General features: G+C 43.4%; 19 protein-coding genes. 12 read left to right on the forward strand and 7 right to left on the reverse strand.

Features of this window, described 5'->3' with window-relative positions; all coding sequences use genetic code 11:
- Positions 1-264 precede the first annotated feature (264 nt).
- Positions 265-726 (forward strand): NUDIX hydrolase, encoded by a 462-nt coding sequence (locus tag EV213_RS20225; protein WP_133582379.1) that lies wholly within the window; start codon positions 265-267, stop codon positions 724-726.
- A 254-nt stretch (positions 727-980) separates the two neighbouring features.
- On the opposite strand, the gene EV213_RS20230 is transcribed toward EV213_RS20225, so the two are convergent.
- Positions 981-1,217: a hypothetical protein gene (locus EV213_RS20230; protein ID WP_166639439.1), complete on the reverse strand. Its 237-nt coding sequence runs from the start codon at positions 1,215-1,217 to the stop codon at positions 981-983.
- A 172-nt stretch (positions 1,218-1,389) separates the two neighbouring features.
- On the opposite strand from EV213_RS20230, the gene EV213_RS20235 reads away from it, so the two are divergent.
- The 8 genes from EV213_RS20235 (at position 1,390) to rbsB (ending at position 9,326) form a co-directional block, all read left to right on the forward strand.
- Positions 1,390-2,760 carry a glycoside hydrolase family 140 protein gene (locus EV213_RS20235; RefSeq protein WP_133582381.1) on the forward strand — a complete coding sequence of 457 codons (1,371 nt, stop codon included), beginning with the start codon at positions 1,390-1,392 and terminating at the stop codon, positions 2,758-2,760.
- Positions 2,757-3,362, forward strand: a complete 606-nt coding sequence (locus EV213_RS20240; RefSeq protein WP_243740310.1) for a histidine phosphatase family protein — start codon at positions 2,757-2,759, stop codon at positions 3,360-3,362. Before EV213_RS20235 ends, EV213_RS20240 begins: the two co-directional genes overlap by 4 nt.
- Positions 3,363-3,607: 245 nt before the next feature.
- Positions 3,608-4,597: a LacI family DNA-binding transcriptional regulator gene (locus EV213_RS20245; RefSeq protein ID WP_133582396.1), complete on the forward strand. Its 990-nt coding sequence runs from the start codon at positions 3,608-3,610 to the stop codon at positions 4,595-4,597.
- Positions 4,594-5,511 carry a ribokinase gene (rbsK, locus tag EV213_RS20250; protein WP_133582382.1) on the forward strand — a complete coding sequence of 306 codons (918 nt, stop codon included), beginning with the start codon at positions 4,594-4,596 and terminating at the stop codon, positions 5,509-5,511. Before EV213_RS20245 ends, rbsK begins: the two co-directional genes overlap by 4 nt.
- Complete coding sequence (gene rbsD, locus EV213_RS20255; protein WP_133582383.1) at positions 5,508-5,903, forward strand: D-ribose pyranase; 396 nt, start codon at positions 5,508-5,510, stop codon at positions 5,901-5,903. The genes rbsK and rbsD overlap by 4 nt, the downstream gene beginning before the upstream one ends.
- A 14-nt stretch (positions 5,904-5,917) precedes the next feature.
- Entirely contained in the window at positions 5,918-7,420 is a 1,503-nt protein-coding gene (locus tag EV213_RS20260) for a sugar ABC transporter ATP-binding protein (RefSeq protein ID WP_133582384.1), read from the forward strand.
- Positions 7,417-8,355: an ABC transporter permease subunit gene (locus EV213_RS20265; RefSeq protein WP_133582385.1), complete on the forward strand. Its 939-nt coding sequence runs from the start codon at positions 7,417-7,419 to the stop codon at positions 8,353-8,355. Before EV213_RS20260 ends, EV213_RS20265 begins: the two co-directional genes overlap by 4 nt.
- Positions 8,356-8,381: 26 nt before the next feature.
- On the forward strand, positions 8,382-9,326 hold the full coding sequence (gene rbsB / locus EV213_RS20270) for a ribose ABC transporter substrate-binding protein RbsB (protein WP_133582386.1): 945 nt from the start codon (positions 8,382-8,384) through the stop codon (positions 9,324-9,326).
- Positions 9,327-9,406: 80 nt separating this feature from the next.
- Here rbsB and EV213_RS20275 read toward each other — a convergent pair whose 3' ends face one another.
- From EV213_RS20275 to EV213_RS20285, 3 genes are all read right to left on the reverse strand, one after another.
- On the reverse strand, positions 9,407-10,276 hold the full coding sequence (locus tag EV213_RS20275; RefSeq protein ID WP_133582387.1) for a hypothetical protein: 870 nt from the start codon (positions 10,274-10,276) through the stop codon (positions 9,407-9,409).
- Between the two features lie 17 nt (positions 10,277-10,293).
- Complete coding sequence (locus EV213_RS20280; RefSeq protein ID WP_133582388.1) at positions 10,294-10,800, reverse strand: hypothetical protein; 507 nt, start codon at positions 10,798-10,800, stop codon at positions 10,294-10,296.
- A 130-nt stretch (positions 10,801-10,930) separates the two neighbouring features.
- Entirely contained in the window at positions 10,931-11,221 is a 291-nt protein-coding gene (locus EV213_RS20285; RefSeq protein WP_133582389.1) for a hypothetical protein, read from the reverse strand.
- A gap of 295 nt (positions 11,222-11,516) precedes the next feature.
- Here EV213_RS20285 and EV213_RS20290 point away from each other — a divergent pair, with 295 nt between their 5' ends.
- Genes EV213_RS20290 through EV213_RS20300 form a run of 3 tightly spaced genes read left to right on the forward strand, consistent with a single transcriptional unit; the run spans position 11,517 to position 13,027 of the window.
- Positions 11,517-11,759, forward strand: coding sequence for a hypothetical protein (locus EV213_RS20290; RefSeq protein ID WP_133582390.1), 243 nt, complete (start codon positions 11,517-11,519; stop codon positions 11,757-11,759).
- On the forward strand, positions 11,741-12,088 hold the full coding sequence (locus tag EV213_RS20295; protein ID WP_133582391.1) for a hypothetical protein: 348 nt from the start codon (positions 11,741-11,743) through the stop codon (positions 12,086-12,088). Before EV213_RS20290 ends, EV213_RS20295 begins: the two co-directional genes overlap by 19 nt.
- A gap of 57 nt (positions 12,089-12,145) precedes the next feature.
- A complete protein-coding gene (locus tag EV213_RS20300) occupies positions 12,146-13,027 on the forward strand; it encodes a hypothetical protein (protein WP_133582392.1) in 882 nt (293 codons plus the stop codon).
- 362 nt (positions 13,028-13,389) lie between these two features.
- On the opposite strand, the gene EV213_RS20305 is transcribed toward EV213_RS20300, so the two are convergent.
- The 3 genes from EV213_RS20305 to EV213_RS20315 all read right to left on the reverse strand — a co-directional run.
- Positions 13,390-13,671: a hypothetical protein gene (locus tag EV213_RS20305; RefSeq protein WP_133582393.1), complete on the reverse strand. Its 282-nt coding sequence runs from the start codon at positions 13,669-13,671 to the stop codon at positions 13,390-13,392.
- A gap of 291 nt (positions 13,672-13,962) precedes the next feature.
- Positions 13,963-15,873: an LTA synthase family protein gene (locus EV213_RS20310; RefSeq protein ID WP_133582394.1), complete on the reverse strand. Its 1,911-nt coding sequence runs from the start codon at positions 15,871-15,873 to the stop codon at positions 13,963-13,965.
- Positions 15,874-16,761: 888 nt separating this feature from the next.
- Positions 16,762-17,168 (reverse strand): IS3 family transposase (locus tag EV213_RS20315; RefSeq protein ID WP_166639441.1); only part of this gene is annotated, 407 nt, incomplete at its 5' end.

Consider the following 17,168-nt stretch of genomic DNA (forward strand, 5'->3'; position numbering starts at 1 on the left):
GCACGGTAGACGAAGAAACCATTCGGAACTATATTGCGAACCAGCTTAACGATGAGAAAGAAGATATTTTTAAAATTGAAGAATGAGTTTAGTCAAATTCAGCTTGCTTAAGCATGAGGTGCTTCAAGATGACTTCAGTCTTAGCAACGACTTTAGTCGTCGACATTTCATGTCCAAATCCACCTGCTTTAGCAGGTGGTCGTTTAATAAAGTCTAAGCAGCTAAATAACCAAATGAAAACCAGTCACGTGGGAGGAGTAGTAAATGGAATACTATAAATATCTGAGACAGTTTGTAGGGCATAGACCAATTATTTTACCTGGTTCTGTTGTGATCATTTTAAATGAACAAAATGAAGTGTTATTGCAAAAAAGACACGATGGATATTGGGGATTACCAGGTGGTTTAATGGATCTAGGGGAAAGTTTTGAAGAAGTAGCAAAAAGAGAGGTTTTTGAAGAAACAGGATTAGTAGTCAAAAACCTAAAATTACTTAATGTATTCTCTGGTTCTGAATATTACTTTAAAGTGCCAAATGGTGACGAATTATATTCGGTAACAGCTGTTTATTATACTAGAGATGTAAGTGGAGATATGAAGATTGATTATAGCGAGTCAGAAAAAATGCAGTATTTTTCAATAAATCATTTGCCAGATAAATTAACTGATGAGTATAGAGGTTTTATTGAGGAATATATAGATTGTGAAAAATTGTACTTTAAGTAACAGTGCTTATTTCCATAAGATCTTTCAATTAGAGATCGCTTTATTGAAATAAGGATCACAGAAATGATCAAACTATTTTATGAAACTACATACCTGAACTAACATTTGATGTTTCGTCGTCTAAACTTTACACCATGTGTATTTATAATGAACCTTTTGGTGTGTATTAACCAAACGTATATAATAAACGCCTGGACGTGAACTTCCTTTAACAGAGAATTCTCACCCAGGTCTGCTATTTTTCATTTTGATCATCAAATTCGAACGAGGTTGAACTTTTTTAGGTCATAGTTCGCAAATGGGATAGTTGACAGTGCCAAAATAATGCTGATAAAGCCAAGCCCCATCCCTGCCCAACCACCAATGTAAAAGCTGACAATCAACGCGATGATACTAAGCCCAATGCTATAGAAACTTGGCCAGCGGATTTGAAAAGCACGTAGAAGATAGTAAATCACAAAAGTACATAGAATCCCTACTGTAATTGGCATGATCGCCTCAATTTGCCTCGCTTCCCTCATTTCCATCTTTGAATATGATTATACCTTTGCCTCAATAATGATCAAACCATGCGTCATCTTTTTTAAAAAAGTAGAAATATTCCCTTGACGATTATAGGTCATTAGGCTAGCCTAAAGCGAAGATTGCGCATAAGGAGGGTCGATGATGCAACTGATCGTTGATACTACACAACAAAAGTTGGCGAGAAAGGACGGACAACCGTTTTTCTGGCTTGGCGACACGGCTTGGGAGCTTGTGAATAAATTAACCCTCCAGGAGATTGAGCATTATCTTTCCCTCCGTGCTCAGCAAGGTTTTACTGTGATCCAAACGGTGGTTCTTGCAGAAATGAACGGTTTGAAAAGTGGAAACGCTTACGGTCGCATGCCTTTGAAGCAAAATTCAGAAGGCATGTATGATCCAATGATTCCGGATGTGGACGAAGCGAGCCATTATTGGACGCACCTCGATGCTATCATGGCATTGGCAGAACAGTTCGGCTTGTATATCGCGTTACTGCCAACGTGGGGTGACAAATTCAATCTCGCTCATGGCATTGGCCCGGTCATTTTTAATGAGCACAATGCGTTTGATTATGGGCAATGGCTGGGAGAGCGATATAAACATCGAGACAATCTTGTTTGGGTGCTTGGGGGTGATCGGAAGCTTGAGACATATGCTCATTTTTCGGTTGTTCGACGAATGGCGCAGGGTCTGCGGGCAGGCGGTTCTGGTCGGCATTTGCAAACGTTTCATCCTGCCGGGGAACAATCCTCTTCTTTGCAAGTACACGATGAACATTGGCTTGATTTCAATATGATTCAGTCTGGTCATGGAAAGCCGCCGATTCCGAATCATCGCCGTGTGCTGCACGACATTCAGCGAATGCCAAGCAAACCGACGCTCGATGCGGAGCCCTGCTATGAGGATTTGCCGATCGCTTTTAATCCGGAAAACGGTTATTTTGACGCCTCCGATACACGCAAAGCGGCTTATTGCGCCGTGTTGGCTGGTGCTTTTGGTCACACGTATGGGCATCAATCGGTTTGGTGCATGAATACTGTACCAGATACGTACAGTTTGTATACATGGAAAGAAGCGTTGCAGCGACCAGGTGCCTGGCAGATGAGGCATGTACGTACATTAATGATGCATTTTTCAGATAGTAAAAGGCAGAATGACACGCGCCTTCTCATTGACAACCCGCGTGGTGCGAACGAAATGATTGCGACACGCGGCCTTGATTTTTCACTCGTCTACAATCCGAACGGACTGCCGATGAAAGTTTATCAGCAAGAGCTGACCCATACGGAGCAACAATTTTATTGGTACGATCCCCGACTTGGCCATCTACATAAAGCAGTTCCTAAAACGGAAGGGGAAGTTCTCCACTTCCGACCCCCGTCAAGCGGTAGAGGGCATGATTGGGTATTGATTGCTGCTGGATCTAAACGAATTACGCGTCTAATAAGAAATATAAGCGATTTTTTCATTTTGAATGAAGGTGAGAAAAGGGAGGAAGAGATTGTATGAACACGACGGTCATCTATATGGTAAGACACGCCGAATCGCCTTTTGTGTTTGGAGCGGAGCGGACGAGAGGGTTATCAGAGGAAGGACATGCAGCAGCAAAACGTGTGGCGTCGTACTTTGAGACCATCCCAGTTGATGTGATTTGTGCAAGTACATACGAACGGACGAAGCAGACTGTACAGCCCACTGCCGACGCCCATGGGATTCCAATTGAACAATATGAAGAGCTGATCGAGCGTGCCATTAAGGATCAAACCGATAAAGCACCATGGGAGGCCCTTGTTGTGGCGATTCGTGAATCCTTTATCAATCATGAGTACGCGCTAAAAGGCGGAGAGACGACACGACAAGCGCAAGAACGGGCTATTCCGTGTATCAAGCAGTTGCTCGATACGCACCAAGGAAAAAACATCGTCATTGGCACACATGGCAACATTATGACGATTATTATGAACTACTATGATCCGTCCTACGGCTTTGATTTTTGGGAAAGCACGTCAAAGCCGGATATTTATGCAATGACCTTTGACGGTCAAACGATCATGGGGATAGAACGCGTATGGAAGGAAAAGGACAACGTCGAACTTGATGAGCGTAATTGATAAACTCATAAACTCATAAACTCATAAACTCATAAACTATTTTAAAAGGCGAGCGAATGGAAGCACATGGCCGTTTCATTTAGGTCGTGTGCTTTTCCTTATTTTGCGCCTGCAAACTAGTCTGCTCTTTGATACGAAATGATCGTTCTTTAATTTGAAATGGTCATCGTAAAAGTTATTGACAGTTCCTTGAAATAATGATAGATTACCTGTAACCGGTTACACATTAGGAAGGGGTCAACATGGTGCCAACGATTAAAGATGTTGCAAAAAAAGCAGGTGTTTCCGTCGCGACGGTATCAAGAGTTCTAAATAAAAGTGGATACGTAAATGCGAAAACGGAAAAACGTGTTCTGCTAGTCATTAAGGAGCTCAACTATACACCAAATGCGGTCGCCAGAAGCCTGTTTAAAAAGCAATCTAAAACCATTGCCCTTATTGTGCCGGACATCACCAACCCCTTTTTCCCTGAACTGGCTCGTGCGGTGGAAGATGTAACGAGCAAAGCCCAATTTACGCTCATTCAGTGTAATTCGGATGAACAGATCGAAAAGGAACTTCAGTATTTAGAGATTTTGAAACAAAAGTATATTGACGGCATTATCCTTGTTAGCAATAGTATGGACGTGAAAACGTTAAAAGCATTAAATGTACCAGTCGTCTTAATTGATCGCCCCAATGAACCAAGCATCCCTACCATTACTGCGAAAAATAGAGAGGGCGCCCAATTGGCTGTACGTTATTTGCTTTCCATAGGGTGTAAGAAAATTGCTCATATAAAAGGCCCTGCGCACGTTGTCACAGCAAAACACCGCTATGAAGGGTATCTAGACGTGGTCAAAAGCGAACCTTGGTTTTCATCAGAACTGATTATTGAAGGGCAGTACCAAGTCAATATCGCTATGGAAGAAACAATTAGGCTACTGCATGAGCGTCAAGATATTGACGGCATTTTTGCTGGCAATGATTTAATGGCCATTGGCGCATTAAAAGCAGCTCAGAAACTAGGGATCAATGTACCCGAAGAGCTATCGATTATCGGTTTTGATGGTATTTCGACAAGTCAGATGACATCACCTGAACTTACAACCGTTGCGCAGCCAATTTACAACATGGGTGCAATGGCAGCAGACAAATTAATAAAAATGATTCAGAAACAACCACTGCAAATGCCTTATGAAGAATTAGACATTTCATTGGTCGTCCGTCAAACAACGAGGAGAGAGAAAGAGTGAGACCTAAAATTACAGTGATTGGCAGTGTGAACATGGATTTAATCTCCATGACCACAAAGGTACCACTTCCTGGAGAGACCATTATTGGTTCTGGATTTATGACACAGCCAGGAGGGAAGGGTGCGAATCAGGCTGTGGCCGCTGCAAGGCTTGGGGCAGAGGTGACGATGATTGGCTGTGTTGGTGATGATGCGTTTGGAAGCGAGCTTCTTACTCAGTTGAAAAAGGAAACTATTTTTTGGCCGAATGTGGAACCGGTTACAGGTCTTTCAACTGGTGTTGCACAAATTACCGTATCAAAGGAAGACAACAGCATCATCGTCATTCCTGGAGCAAATGATGCTTTAACGCCAGAAATCTTAGAGCGCTTTGAAAATATCATTGCTGAAAGCGACATCATTTTGTTGCAAATGGAAATTCCTTTGCAAACTGTTGTAAAAGCGGCAGAATTAGCCGATAAACATCTTGTGCGTGTGATTCTAAATCCTGCACCGGCACAGAAACTCCCGAGTGAGCTGCTCAATCTCATTCATTATCTAACACCGAACGAGCACGAAGTGATGCAATTAACGAACGTAAAAGCAGGAGCCAATCTCCTTGACGTGTTCAATGAGATCACCGCAACGGTCGTTTTAACCAAAGGGGTAGAAGGTGTCTACTATCAGAATGAAAATAATCTTGTCAATATTCCGAGTTATAAAGTGAAAGCGATAGATACGACTGGAGCAGGTGATGCATTTAATGGAGGATTCGCCTATGCCATTGCCACAGGACATTCACTTCCGCAGGCGTGCAAATTTGCAAATGCTGTGGCAGCGCTCAATGTGTTAAAGCGTGGCGCACAACAGGGCCTCCCGACATTGTCAGAAGTCGAGGTTTTCATGCAATCACAACAAGAGGAGATACGTCATTGAAGAAATATGGCATTTTAAATAGCGAGATCGCATTTCTCTTGGCCAGATTAGGCCACACCGATACGATTGTTATCGCCGATTGCGGTCTGCCGATACCAGAAGGGGTTCAACGAATTGATTTGGCGTTGAAACAAGGGGTTCCTTCCTTCTACGAAACGTTAGAAGCCGTATTAGATGATTTTGAAGTCGAGCAGGCCCTTTTCGCACAAGAAATCACTGATCACAACCGTTCGCTACATGATATGTCGATTCTCCAACTTAAAGATGTGAAGGTTGACTATTGTACTCATGAAAAATTTAAGCAATCTGTAAAACAAGCAAAAGCAGTCATACGCACAGGTGAAACAACACCATATGCCAACGTCATTCTAACGGCAGGCGTTTTATTTTAAAGAGGTGATGAGCAATGAATTCACAAAATGTCATTGAAATGTCAGGCATCAGCAAAGCGTTTTCTGGCGTACAAGTCTTAAAAACGATTGATTTTCAGCTACGACGTGGGGAAGTCCATGCGCTTATGGGGGAAAACGGCGCTGGGAAGTCGACGTTGATGAAAATTTTAACGGGCATCTATAAAGCCGATCAAGGGACAATCGTGAAAGACGGCGAACAGGTGACCATTAAAAGTCCGAAAGAAGCAGAATCGATGGGCATTGCCGTTATCCATCAAGAACTGAACAACATCTCCCATTTAACGGTGGCAGAAAACATGTTTCTAGGTCGCGAACTCACTTACGGCAAATCGACGGTGTTAAAGACGAAGGAAATGAAAGCGAAAACCAAAGAGTATCTTTCGAGGTTAGGCGTCGACATCGATCCTGATACAGTGACGGGGAAACTCTCCGTTGGTCGGCAACAGCTCGTTGAAATCGCACGTGCGCTTGCGACAGATGCAGAGATTATTATCATGGATGAACCAACAGCGGCGCTGACTGATAGAGAAATTCATACATTGTTTGAGGTCATTGAACAGCTAACGAAGGATCAGATCACCATTGTCTATATCTCTCATCGTATGGAAGAAATATTCACAATTTGTGACCGGATTACGGTGCTGCGCGATGGGCAGTATATTGGCACAGAGACTATTAAAAACACGTCACTGGACGATATCGTAAAAATGATGGTAGGAAGAGAGCTCGGAGAACGTTACCCAGAACGTGAGCCCACGTTCGGCAATGAGCGCTTACGTATCGAAGGATTATCGACGAAAAATGAGTTAAGGAATGTCCATCTCACCGTTCGTGAAGGGGAGATAGTTGCCTTGGCTGGTTTGATGGGTGCCGGAAGAACGGAAATCGCCGAAGCATTGTTTGGGGCAAGACCGATCACTTCAGGACAAATTTATGTGGATGGGAAAAAGGTATCCATCCGTAAACCGACTGATGCGATCAACGAAGGCATCGGCTTTGTCACAGAAGATCGCAAATCAAAAGGGCTAATTTTAGGCGACTCCATTCGAGATAATATGAGCCTTGCAAGTTTGTCGTCAATCTCTCGCTTTGGCATTGTTCAACAACAAAAAGAAAACGCGATCGTCGAAGAATTGATGCAAAAGTTACGAGTAAAGGCATCTAATATGAACCAGAAGCTAAAAGCATTAAGTGGCGGAAATCAACAGAAAGTCGTTCTAGGAAAGTGGCTAGCCACGCACCCTAAACTCCTCATATTGGACGAGCCTACAAGAGGTGTTGACATAGGGGCAAAGAAAGAAATTTATCAAATTATGAATGAGCTGACGAGCAATGGCGTTGCAATCCTTATGATTTCGTCTGAGCTTCCAGAGGTTTTAGGAATGAGCGACCGTATTATCGTTGTGCACGAAGGAACCATTTCCGCTGAATTTTCAAAACAAGATGCCAATCAAGAAAACATTATGCATGCAGCTACAGGAGGTGTGAAGGCATGAATAAGGCCGTCACAAGCACATTACAAAAATTAGGACCATTCATCGGACTCTTTATCATCTTTATTGTGTTGTCCATTTTAAGCCCGAACTTTTTAACTCTAGACAATTTATTAAACGTTTTGCGACAAATCTCCATTAACGCCTTGATTGCTTTTGGAATGACCTTTGTCATTTTAACAGGAGGTATCGATCTTTCCGTCGGTTCCATCCTCGCTTTGGCAGGGGCTCTCACGGCTGGATTAATGGCATCGGGCGTAGATCCGGTGATTGCAGTGCTGGTTGGTTTATTGGCAGGGGCCTTGATGGGGGCATTCAACGGCTTTATTATTGCCAAAGGAAAAATCGCTCCATTTATTGCAACCCTTGCCACAATGACGATTTTCCGAGGAATTACATTGGTGTACACAGAAGGGATGCCTATTTCAGGGTTTACCGATAGCATGTTTTTTACTTTGCTAGGTAGAGGGTACTTTTTCGGTATTCCTGTTCCTGTACTCATCATGCTACTGTCCTTTGGGGTTCTCTATTTTATTCTGCGAAAAACAACCTTTGGTCGCCGTACTTATGCGATCGGTGGGAATGAAGAAGCCTCTATTCTATCTGGAATTAAAACAGGGCGGATGAAAATTTGGATTTACTCATTGACGGGTACCTTGTCCGCCTTGGCGGGGATCATTCTTGCCTCGCGTTTAAATTCTGCTCAGCCTACAGCAGGTGCGACGTATGAATTGGATGCGATTGCCGCGGTTGTGCTAGGTGGAACAAGCCTTTCTGGAGGACGAGGTTGGATTTTTGGAACGTTAGTAGGCGCACTTATTATTGGTGTGCTCAACAACGGACTTAACCTTCTCAATGTGTCTTCCTTCTACCAGCAAGTCGTGAAAGGAGGCGTGATATTACTAGCCGTATTGCTTGATCGCAAGAAGGAAGCCTAATCATAAAAATAAAAGGGGACAATGAAATGAAAAAACTACTTATCTTATTTTTAATGGCAATCATTATGGTCGGATGTTCAACACAGGCGCCGGGAAGTAATGCAAGTGAGTCGACAAGTGAAGGGGATAGTTCTTCTGAAGGTACAGATGAAGCGAAAAAAATCGGTTTGTCATTATCTACTTTGAATAACCCGTTTTTCGTAAACCTTAAAGAAGGCGCAGAAAAGTCCGCCCTTGCGAGCAATATCGAACTCATTACCGTGAACGCTCAGGACGATCCTGCTCAACAAATTAGTGGAATTGAAGATTTGATTCAACAGGATATCGATGTGCTCCTAGTGAACCCAACAGATTCAAAAGCGATCTCTACAGCATTGATCTCGGCAAACGAAGCAGGAATTCCTGTGATCACCGTTGATAGAAGTGCAGAAGGTGGAGAAATTGTCGCTCATATTGCTTCCGACAATACAGAAGGTGGAAAATTAGCTGGCGAATTTATCATTGAAAAGCTTGGTGGGACAGGGAGCATTGTTGAGCTTCAAGGAATCCCAGGTGCTTCAGCAACAAACGAACGAGGCGCAGGCTTTCATCAAGCTGTTGAAGCTGCTGAAGGAGTTGAAGTTGTCGCTCAGCAATCTGCCAACTTTAACCGTGCTGAAGGATTAACTGTTATGGAAAACATCATTCAGTCACAAGGCGATTTTAATGCGGTATTCGCGCACAATGATGAAATGGCATTAGGTGCAATTCAAGCCCTTAGCGCTGCTGGCATGCTTGAAGATGTGATTGTCGTTGGTTTTGATGGTACTGAGGATGCAGGACAGGCCATTAAAGAGGGTACATTAGCTGCAACCGTTGCCCAACAGCCAGACGTTATTGGGAAAACAAGCGTAGAAACAGCTCTAAAAGTGATTAATGGGGAAGAAGTTGAAGAGTTTATTCCTGTTGAATTGCTCTTGATCACAGAGTAATAAGCGAAGTTGATTGATTGAAAGTAGCGTACCTATCGGGGAATGATAGGTACGCTATTTTTTTGTGCGGGGATCGATACTTACGACCAAAGCATACTTCCTATATAAGGAAACAAGGCGACGGAAAAAAAGCAGATAAAAAACAGCGTGTGAAGGCCAACACCAAGCAGATACCATTGTGAGGGATGCCTGCCTAGAAAAAAACCAAGCGTCCACACCCCTGCCAAAATGACAAAAATGACGATAAGCGGTACTGGGATATATCCAGCGAAAACGAGCATCCCATAGGCTGTAAAATAAAAGGCAGCGAGCAAGAGAAGTCCGCTTACTACGCGTGCGATCATAATTGCGGCACGCCCACCTCTTGATCTGTCATTTCCTGTTTTGCTAGTAGGCTCAAAAATATCACCAATCGTTATTTGAAAGCAGAGAAGCAAAACGTAAAGCCCACCGAGCACCAAAACTGGAAGGTAAAAAATGCTCGTCACATCGGGGAAAGTTCCCATACTAATAAAACTGATGATAGCTAGAAAGATCATCACAATAATCGAGCTTTTTCTATACGAGGCAAGGAAAGACATGTTCATCATGGCCAAGACAAGGAGGGTAGAGTGAAGCAGAAGTACGATCGTCCAACCATATGGGAAACCGTTCCCTGCTATAATTACTGAATAAATCAACCCAATAAAATAAACCGTGCCGATGATGACCGTAATGAGTAGAGAATACAGGCGTAAACGAGAGGGCTTTTTTCTGCGTTCGGCAGAAAACTCGTCTATGGCAGAGTGTACGGCCAGGCTCGTTTCTTGGCCTTCAGCTTCAAAGTGCAGCTTTTTTTTCTCTAGTGCGTTCTCCCACTCCGCTTTTAAGCGAGCATAATGGGCAGTGTTTAACTCGAACCGTTTTAGTTTTTCTTTAACAAACGCTTGTATCGTTTCTTCAACCTCCAACTTCGTCACCTCCACTTTTATTTATTCGTATGCTCTAAAGTGCTCTTCGCATCAGCCGGAATCGGTGTTAAATGAGCAATCAGCCGTTCACGATTCAAAAAAGGGATGGATACGTGATCAAGCACTTCATAGCGCCTAAGTTCCTCATTTTTAGTGAAATTCTCATAAAGGTCGATAAATTTTACATACGCCACAATCTCGTCCTGCTTATTCTCCATGCCTTCAGGTAACCCCACACCTAAACTCAAAACAATTGATTGATATGTGGGATGGTCCAAGTCGATAGGAATGGAATGATTTATTGAACGCAGGTGCTTCTGGATGATGTTTATTGCTTCTCTATGCTCGGTTTGTGCGATCTTCTTAGCTTGTTCCCTTGTATTCGCAGGTGTTTCAAAATAAGAGATTGGTTTTAGTTCGGAAGGAAACAGTGGTGATAATGTTTGATGATAAAGGCTTGCGGTTAAGGCGACGATACTCAAGATGACGACACAACACATAAACGGATAGGGACGTTTCATCATCTGCACCTCCAGTAAACTATTGGCTTTTGTATGAGACGATGAATGGAGGGAAATGGTTTCAAAAAAATAGAAGTGTAAGCTCCGAGCTGGCGCAGGCGAAGACTTGGCTTAGCGAGAAAATGATGCTTCTTTAATGGGGTCTGTACGTTTTCTTTAAAACGCCATAGAGAAAAAACAGTAAACCGATCCCGAAGAAACTAGGAAGGAGAACAGCGAGCACAGCAACGCCGGCAAATCCATCACCAATATAGTGAGCAGCTGACATGGCAGCAAGCCATGAGCCACAAGGTGTCAGGACCACCATAAAGGTGAGCCCCCATACAATGCATTTTCGTTTAATGGATTGGTTCCAGCTCAAGTAAGTAGCCAAAGGGAGGACAATGACAATAGCGATAATAGAAATGGACATATAAATAGCCATGGAAAATCCTCCTTTGCTGTTTAATTATTTGGAAGTAAATGTTATGGTAGAAAGAACCATAAAGGGAGCATCATGCGGAACTTAAATGTATACCCTTTGAAAAGTAAAGGATCATTTTTTATTTTATTCACAAATTTCAGTATCTAATCTTCATGCAGAGGCGGACCTTAGTCGATTGAACTATTGACTCATAGTGTTCTATTTGTATGCCTTGTGGGATTTTTTATGTAGTTTAGGTTGAAGTTTACAGGAGTGATTTGAGAAGTGCAAGTTTTAAAAAGAGAGGGGTTTTCGGATGAACATCATTGCAAACGTCGTGTTTTGGATCTCAATGATTGCACTGGCTTTGTTTACGTTTGATATTAATGTGGGCGTCACCAATCGAACGCTTCTTATTGTTATTTATGTTGGTTTTCTCCTCTCGATTCTTTTTGCCGTTTTCCTCAGGGGTCAAACGTATTACAAATGGATCTTAGGAGTCTCGGCATTCATCCTGTTGTTGTTTGGAGGATACAACCTTTGGATAAGAGTGTTGTAGAAATTGAACGAGGAGAGTGGTTAACTTTTATGAAGAAAGAAAGTAATAAGGAGTACATCCCACCTCAAATCATAAGTGGATGTTTGGTGTTCTTGTATTCAATATTCATGGTTATCGGTGCTCTTTTCTTTGGCAGTTATATTCCTATTCATATCCTAGTGATCATTGCTTTCTTTGTCATCCCTTGGGTCATAGGATGTATATTTAATTCAAAATCACCACACCGCAAAATCGGCAGAAGGATTCATTGGACATTGTGTATTATTCTTGGAGTTAATATAGTTTTTCCATTTGTCGTTCCTATACTTTTAGGTGGTTTTCTTAGGTAGAGTTGGGATGGATAACTTAAGAGTACCAAAGTTAACTGAATGTCAGGGGGTCGTTCCATGAACCAAGTAATGTTTGCTTCGGGGATGCTTGCCATCATCCTTCCATTAAGTATTTTTGTTCTTCCAACGTATAATCCAGATGCTTTTTCCAGTGTGTGGTGGTTATCACTTGTCGGCGGTGGTGCTTCTTGTGTGGCAACCTTCTTGTCGTATAAACAAGAGCGTCTCATAGCGGGCCTTTTGTTTTCAACCATTGTCCTCGTTTTGATCGGCACAGGGCTTTTGGGTATTGGAACAGTTCTCCTGACTGTTTTTGCTTTACATGAAATGGATACTGACTTGAAAGATGCTAAGGGAAATTCAATACTAGCAGTTCTTTTCTTAGTAGGAAGCATACTCATTTCAGGAGGGTTACTGCTGAATCATGAAGACGCCGTTTGGGACATATACGCCAATAAATTAAGTCCATTTTCAGATGAGGTTGTTTTTTTCGGGGCGATTGCCATGTTTATTTTATCGTCCGCAGGCTTTGTATCTTCCATACAAGTCGCTGGGTTTGTGAAAAGAGCTCTATTGCAAACTCTTCATATTGGTTTTTTAGCAGTGGGTGTTCTAGGGATTTTTTCAGAAGACTGGAGCACGCTTCCTATCTTTCTTACAATCTTCATTTTATTGGTTGTGGGGATTGCCTTTTTAATGAGAAGGTCAAAAGTAAAATTAGTCACCGGAGCGTCAATCTTTGGAGCCGCTTTTTTAACCGCTGTCGTTCTTTTTATTTCTGCAGTTATCGGTTTACCATCCTTAGAAGCATTGGTGATTGCCCTCATCATTATTGTTCCTTTATTGTTCGTAGGCTTTGTTTTACTGCTGCTAGGTTTTCTCCAATGGCTTTTGCATGTATTGCGTTCTAAAAACGTCGTAAAGCCCCCTCCGTTTTGATTCCTAAATGGGTAGGAAAAACATTATTCGAAAAGTCTAAAGATAGCATTGCTTATAAACATCCCGAGACCAGTCTGCCAAAAATAGAGGATAACGATCATAAGACAAAACCATACGACCTTCCATGTGGTGTTTGCTTTTGTAAACTGAATACGATAAAACGTCCCCCAAATGACAAACGATAGGGCTACGCTTATTAGATATGGCAGTATTTGCTCGCCCTCTGACATTCCCGCTGCAATTATAAGTAACAAATTAAGAGTCAATAGAATAAGTAAAGTCACTATATTCAGGATATGAAATGCTTTTTTATTCATAGGCCACCTCTTTGGATTGAGCTTTGGTTTGCTACAATTCCCATGTTAGACCTTCTTCGCTTTAAAGCTGTTATAAATGAATTGAATCAGTCCTATGATAAGTGACAAAGCACCAAGAAGAATGACTACATTGAGTATGAAGGCAAAACCAAAAGCATGCCCTTGATTACCTCCTATACGTACAACAAGGAAGGGAATACCACCAAGAACGATGAATGCCAAGGGAAACAGTATAAGTGCAAGTCCAAGGATCATTCGATGGTATTGATTTTGGAGAATAAACAGTAAAACGATAAAGAGGGCCAGACCAACGATTGCAATTAACATAGACTATGCTCCTTTATGGTCATTTAAAGTCAAATGGCAAGACCTCAGTTATAACGAATGACCCCAAAATAAAGCAACGCGATATAAATAATCGCTGCGAGCAAGAACCCGCCAAACAACACACAGACGCCTATAAATAACTTCATCGCTCCATCATTCATCGTTTTCACCTCACCTTGTCATGGATGAATTTCGCAAGCTGTTGCCATCCTCTCATATTTTCCCATGACAATCAATCCCAGAAGTATTGTATGAAAAAACCCCAGCAACATTCGTTGCTAGGGCATGCACTCAGAATTTTTCAGGTAGACTGTCGACATACGCATCGGAAAGCTGCATGAGCTTAAGAATGCGCTCGTAGTCATCTTTGTATTGGCTGAATTCATCAAGCTCTTCTGTTGTCTCGAGACTGTAGGCTTCGCCATCAGAGAAGCCTTCGAGTGGGCGGAACATGATGTCTTCATTTAAGAAGGAACCCACTGGCATGTAGTAACGCATGCCAATCAGATTGCTCGACGTGTTGAGCAAGTCCTGTCCGAACAACACCTGTTGCTCGGTGTTCAGTCCAGCAAGGTTGGCAATGGTCGGGTAAATGTCAATCTGGCCGCCTGTCTGTTCAATTTGCTTTCCGCCGTCGGTAACGCCGGGAATGCTCATAATCAGAGGGATGTTAAAGCGATCGACATCGGTATAAGGACGTCCAAGCACATGATCAATGGCGTCGATGTCCTCAGGCTCGATTGCTTTTTGCTGCAGACCGAAGTGATCGCCATACAAAACGAGCATCGAATTGTCCCAAAGCCCTTCGTCCTTTAGAAGCTGAATAAATTTGCCGACCATCTGATCTGTATAGTGTAACGACTGTAGGTAGTCCTCAACAATCGTTCCTTGAATCTCTTCTGGCATTTCCAGCGGGTTTTTCGACTGTGGAATGCGGAATGGATGGTGACTGGATAACGTGATTAAATTCGCGTAAATCGGCTCGCCGCTTTCTGCCTTTTGAGCAAACTCAGGCACAGCCTTGGAGTACAACACATCATCTGATGGGCCAATCCCGATGACATCTTCTTCGCCGAAGAAATCAATGTCGTAATATTGATCAAAGCCAAGTGCGGGATACATTTGATCACGACTCCAGAAGCTGACATCGTTCGCATGGAACGTCATCGTTTGATAGCCTTGTTGCTGCTCAAGCAGTTTTGGCAAGCTTGGCAGGTCCTTGTTGCTGTAATACTCAGACGCTGCTTTAAAGGCTGGTGGGTAGAACGACGTGTTGAGCAAAAATTCGGCATCCGACGTGTTTCCTTGACCGACCAGCTGATAAAATTCTGAGAAGTAGTAGCTGTCTTTAATCAAATCATTAAGAACCGGAGTAATCGGCTTTCCGTCTACCTCAAGCCCTATCGCGAAGTTTTGGAAGGCCTCCAGTTGGATGACAAAAATATTCCGTCCTTCAGCGGCGCCAAAGAGTTGACGTTCGTTCGGCGGCAATGTGTTTGCTGCAAATTCTCCGTTCGGGTCCTTGACGTCCTGGACAGCTTGCAGCAAATCCTCTTTGTTCTGTATCGAGACGGCAAGCTCTGCGCCGCCATCCGCAAACGCCAAGATTTCATAAGTGACCAAGCCTTTTTTCTCTGCGGCCACCGCTGTGTCTGCAATGGGGTCGCCGTAATGCATGACCATATTGCTCGCAATCACGATGAAACCAAGCAAAGGCACAAGCCAGAACAAGCGCGAGGCAGGTGCTGGTGAGACAGCGGGTCCTTTTTTAAACACCCGTACGCCAATGACGACGAGAGGAAGCAAGAGAAAATCAAGAAAGAGTACGTAATACAATGGATCAATGAGGGAGCTAACAGAATCGCCTACCGCTCCGACCTGATTCAACTGGCTCAACGCATGATATGTGACAATGTACCCGTAGTAGTTGTAATAGATGACAACTGCAAATAGAAAGGTAGAGAGGAGCACATTAACGATGAGAAAGAGTGACCATTTTAATGGTCGCCAACGAAGCAATGCAATACCTCCGATGACAAGGAGGATATAGCCTATTTCGAGCCAAAGCCCTTGCAAAAGATTGACTTGCGAAAATAACAAATAACGCGCAAAAATGAATTTTGCGAGCAAAACGACTGTAAACCAGAAGAACGGCCAAATACTCCAGGCCTTCTTCGGCTTGGAACTTCTTCGTAATTCCATTCACTTGCACCCCTTCGACAATCCAGTGGCGATCAAGTCGCCTCTTCTCTTTTAAGTTCTACCTTATAAAATACCACTCTCGCACGGAAAAAGACAGGGAATTTCCATATTTCATAGATTTGCCTGTCTGCTTGCTTAACACATTCGTTCATTTTTTCCGTTTTTTGGGGAGCATCATGTTCGCGCGGAACCCTAACTTTTAAATGGAACAGCGAAAAAGGGGAAAGCGAGCTTAAAAGGACCGGAAGCGAGCCGAAATCGGGGGGGAGTGAGCCCAAATGGAGGAGAAGTGAGCCGAAATAGGGAAAGCGAGCCCAATAGGACCGGAAGCGAGCCTAAATCGGGGGAAAGCGAGCCCAAATGGAGGAGAAGCGAGCCGAAATAGGGAAAGCGAGCCCAATAGGACCGGAAGCGAGCCTAAATCGGGGGAAAGCGAGCCCAAATGAAGGAGAAGCGAGCCCGAAACGGGAGAGAGCGAGCCGAAATAGGGAAAGCGAGCCTAATAGGACCAGAAGCGAGCCTAAATAGGGGAAAAGCGAGCCCAAATGGAGGAGAAGCGAGCCCAAAACGGGAGAGAGCGAGCCTAAATAGGGAAAGCGAGCCCAAAACGGGAGTGCACATGCTCCTGTCAAGTAGACACATTCAAAAGCGCACAAAATCAAAGATGAAAAGCTCATCGAATTTGACATTCTTCCCCGTCTTCAACTCATTTGACACGGAGCCTCTAGCACGCATAGATGGTGCTCCAGAAGGCCAGGCTTGAAACAATCCTGGCGCAGCTTGACAGGCTATTATGCGTGCCCCTCCGTGTCAAATGCACGATACGTCCGACATCTGATTCTCGCCGGTCTCTTTTCGCGTTCATTTTTCTTTCAAGCTTCTTTTCTTCTAAGCAGCCTTTGATGTTCGAAATGCCACAGGACTCATTTTCAGTTTTGTTTGGATACGTTTGTGGTTATAATACTCAATATAAGCGTCTACGGCTGCCTGGACGTCCTCAAGGGTTTTCGGTTCACCGAAGATCTGCATTTCACTTTTCAAATGGCTGAAGAAGTTTTCAATGCACGCATTGTCCCAGCAGTTTCCTCTGCGAGACATTGAAGGAGTCAATGTCATGTCCGCTAGGCGCTTTTGATATCCAGCATTTGTGAATTGGATGCCTTGATCACTATGGATCAGGGCTCTTTTTTTATATCCACCGCGGTGTTTCAATTTGGTAAGTGCTCGGTAGACGAGTGCCATGTCCTGACTCGTTCCTGTGGAATAAGCAACGATTTCGCCATGAAACAAGTCTT

It is taken from the genome of Aureibacillus halotolerans (assembly GCF_004363045.1).
Classification (GTDB): Bacteria; Bacillota; Bacilli; order Bacillales; family DSM-28697; genus Aureibacillus; species Aureibacillus halotolerans.

What these genes read in the sequence shown, in the direction of transcription:
- EV213_RS20310 (WP_133582394.1), bottom strand. Translation starts at nt 15,873, where the DNA reads ATGGAATTACGAAGAAGTTCCAAGCCGAAGAAGGCCTGGAGTATTTGG.
- EV213_RS20240 (WP_243740310.1), top strand. Translation starts at nt 2,757, where the DNA reads ATGAACACGACGGTCATCTATATGGTAAGACACGCCGAATCGCCTTTT.
- EV213_RS20305 (WP_133582393.1), bottom strand. Translation starts at nt 13,671, where the DNA reads ATGTTAATTGCAATCGTTGGTCTGGCCCTCTTTATCGTTTTACTGTTT.
- EV213_RS20260 (WP_133582384.1), top strand. Translation starts at nt 5,918, where the DNA reads ATGAATTCACAAAATGTCATTGAAATGTCAGGCATCAGCAAAGCGTTT.
- EV213_RS20280 (WP_133582388.1), bottom strand. Translation starts at nt 10,800, where the DNA reads ATGATGAAACGTCCCTATCCGTTTATGTGTTGTGTCGTCATCTTGAGT.
- EV213_RS20290 (WP_133582390.1), top strand. Translation starts at nt 11,517, where the DNA reads ATGAACATCATTGCAAACGTCGTGTTTTGGATCTCAATGATTGCACTG.
- rbsB (WP_133582386.1), top strand. Translation starts at nt 8,382, where the DNA reads ATGAAAAAACTACTTATCTTATTTTTAATGGCAATCATTATGGTCGGA.
- EV213_RS20225 (WP_133582379.1), top strand. Translation starts at nt 265, where the DNA reads ATGGAATACTATAAATATCTGAGACAGTTTGTAGGGCATAGACCAATT.
- EV213_RS20235 (WP_133582381.1), top strand. Translation starts at nt 1,390, where the DNA reads ATGATGCAACTGATCGTTGATACTACACAACAAAAGTTGGCGAGAAAG.
- EV213_RS20300 (WP_133582392.1), top strand. Translation starts at nt 12,146, where the DNA reads ATGAACCAAGTAATGTTTGCTTCGGGGATGCTTGCCATCATCCTTCCA.
- EV213_RS20265 (WP_133582385.1), top strand. Translation starts at nt 7,417, where the DNA reads ATGAATAAGGCCGTCACAAGCACATTACAAAAATTAGGACCATTCATC.
- EV213_RS20285 (WP_133582389.1), bottom strand. Translation starts at nt 11,221, where the DNA reads ATGGCTATTTATATGTCCATTTCTATTATCGCTATTGTCATTGTCCTC.
- EV213_RS20230 (WP_166639439.1), bottom strand. Translation starts at nt 1,217, where the DNA reads ATGCCAATTACAGTAGGGATTCTATGTACTTTTGTGATTTACTATCTT.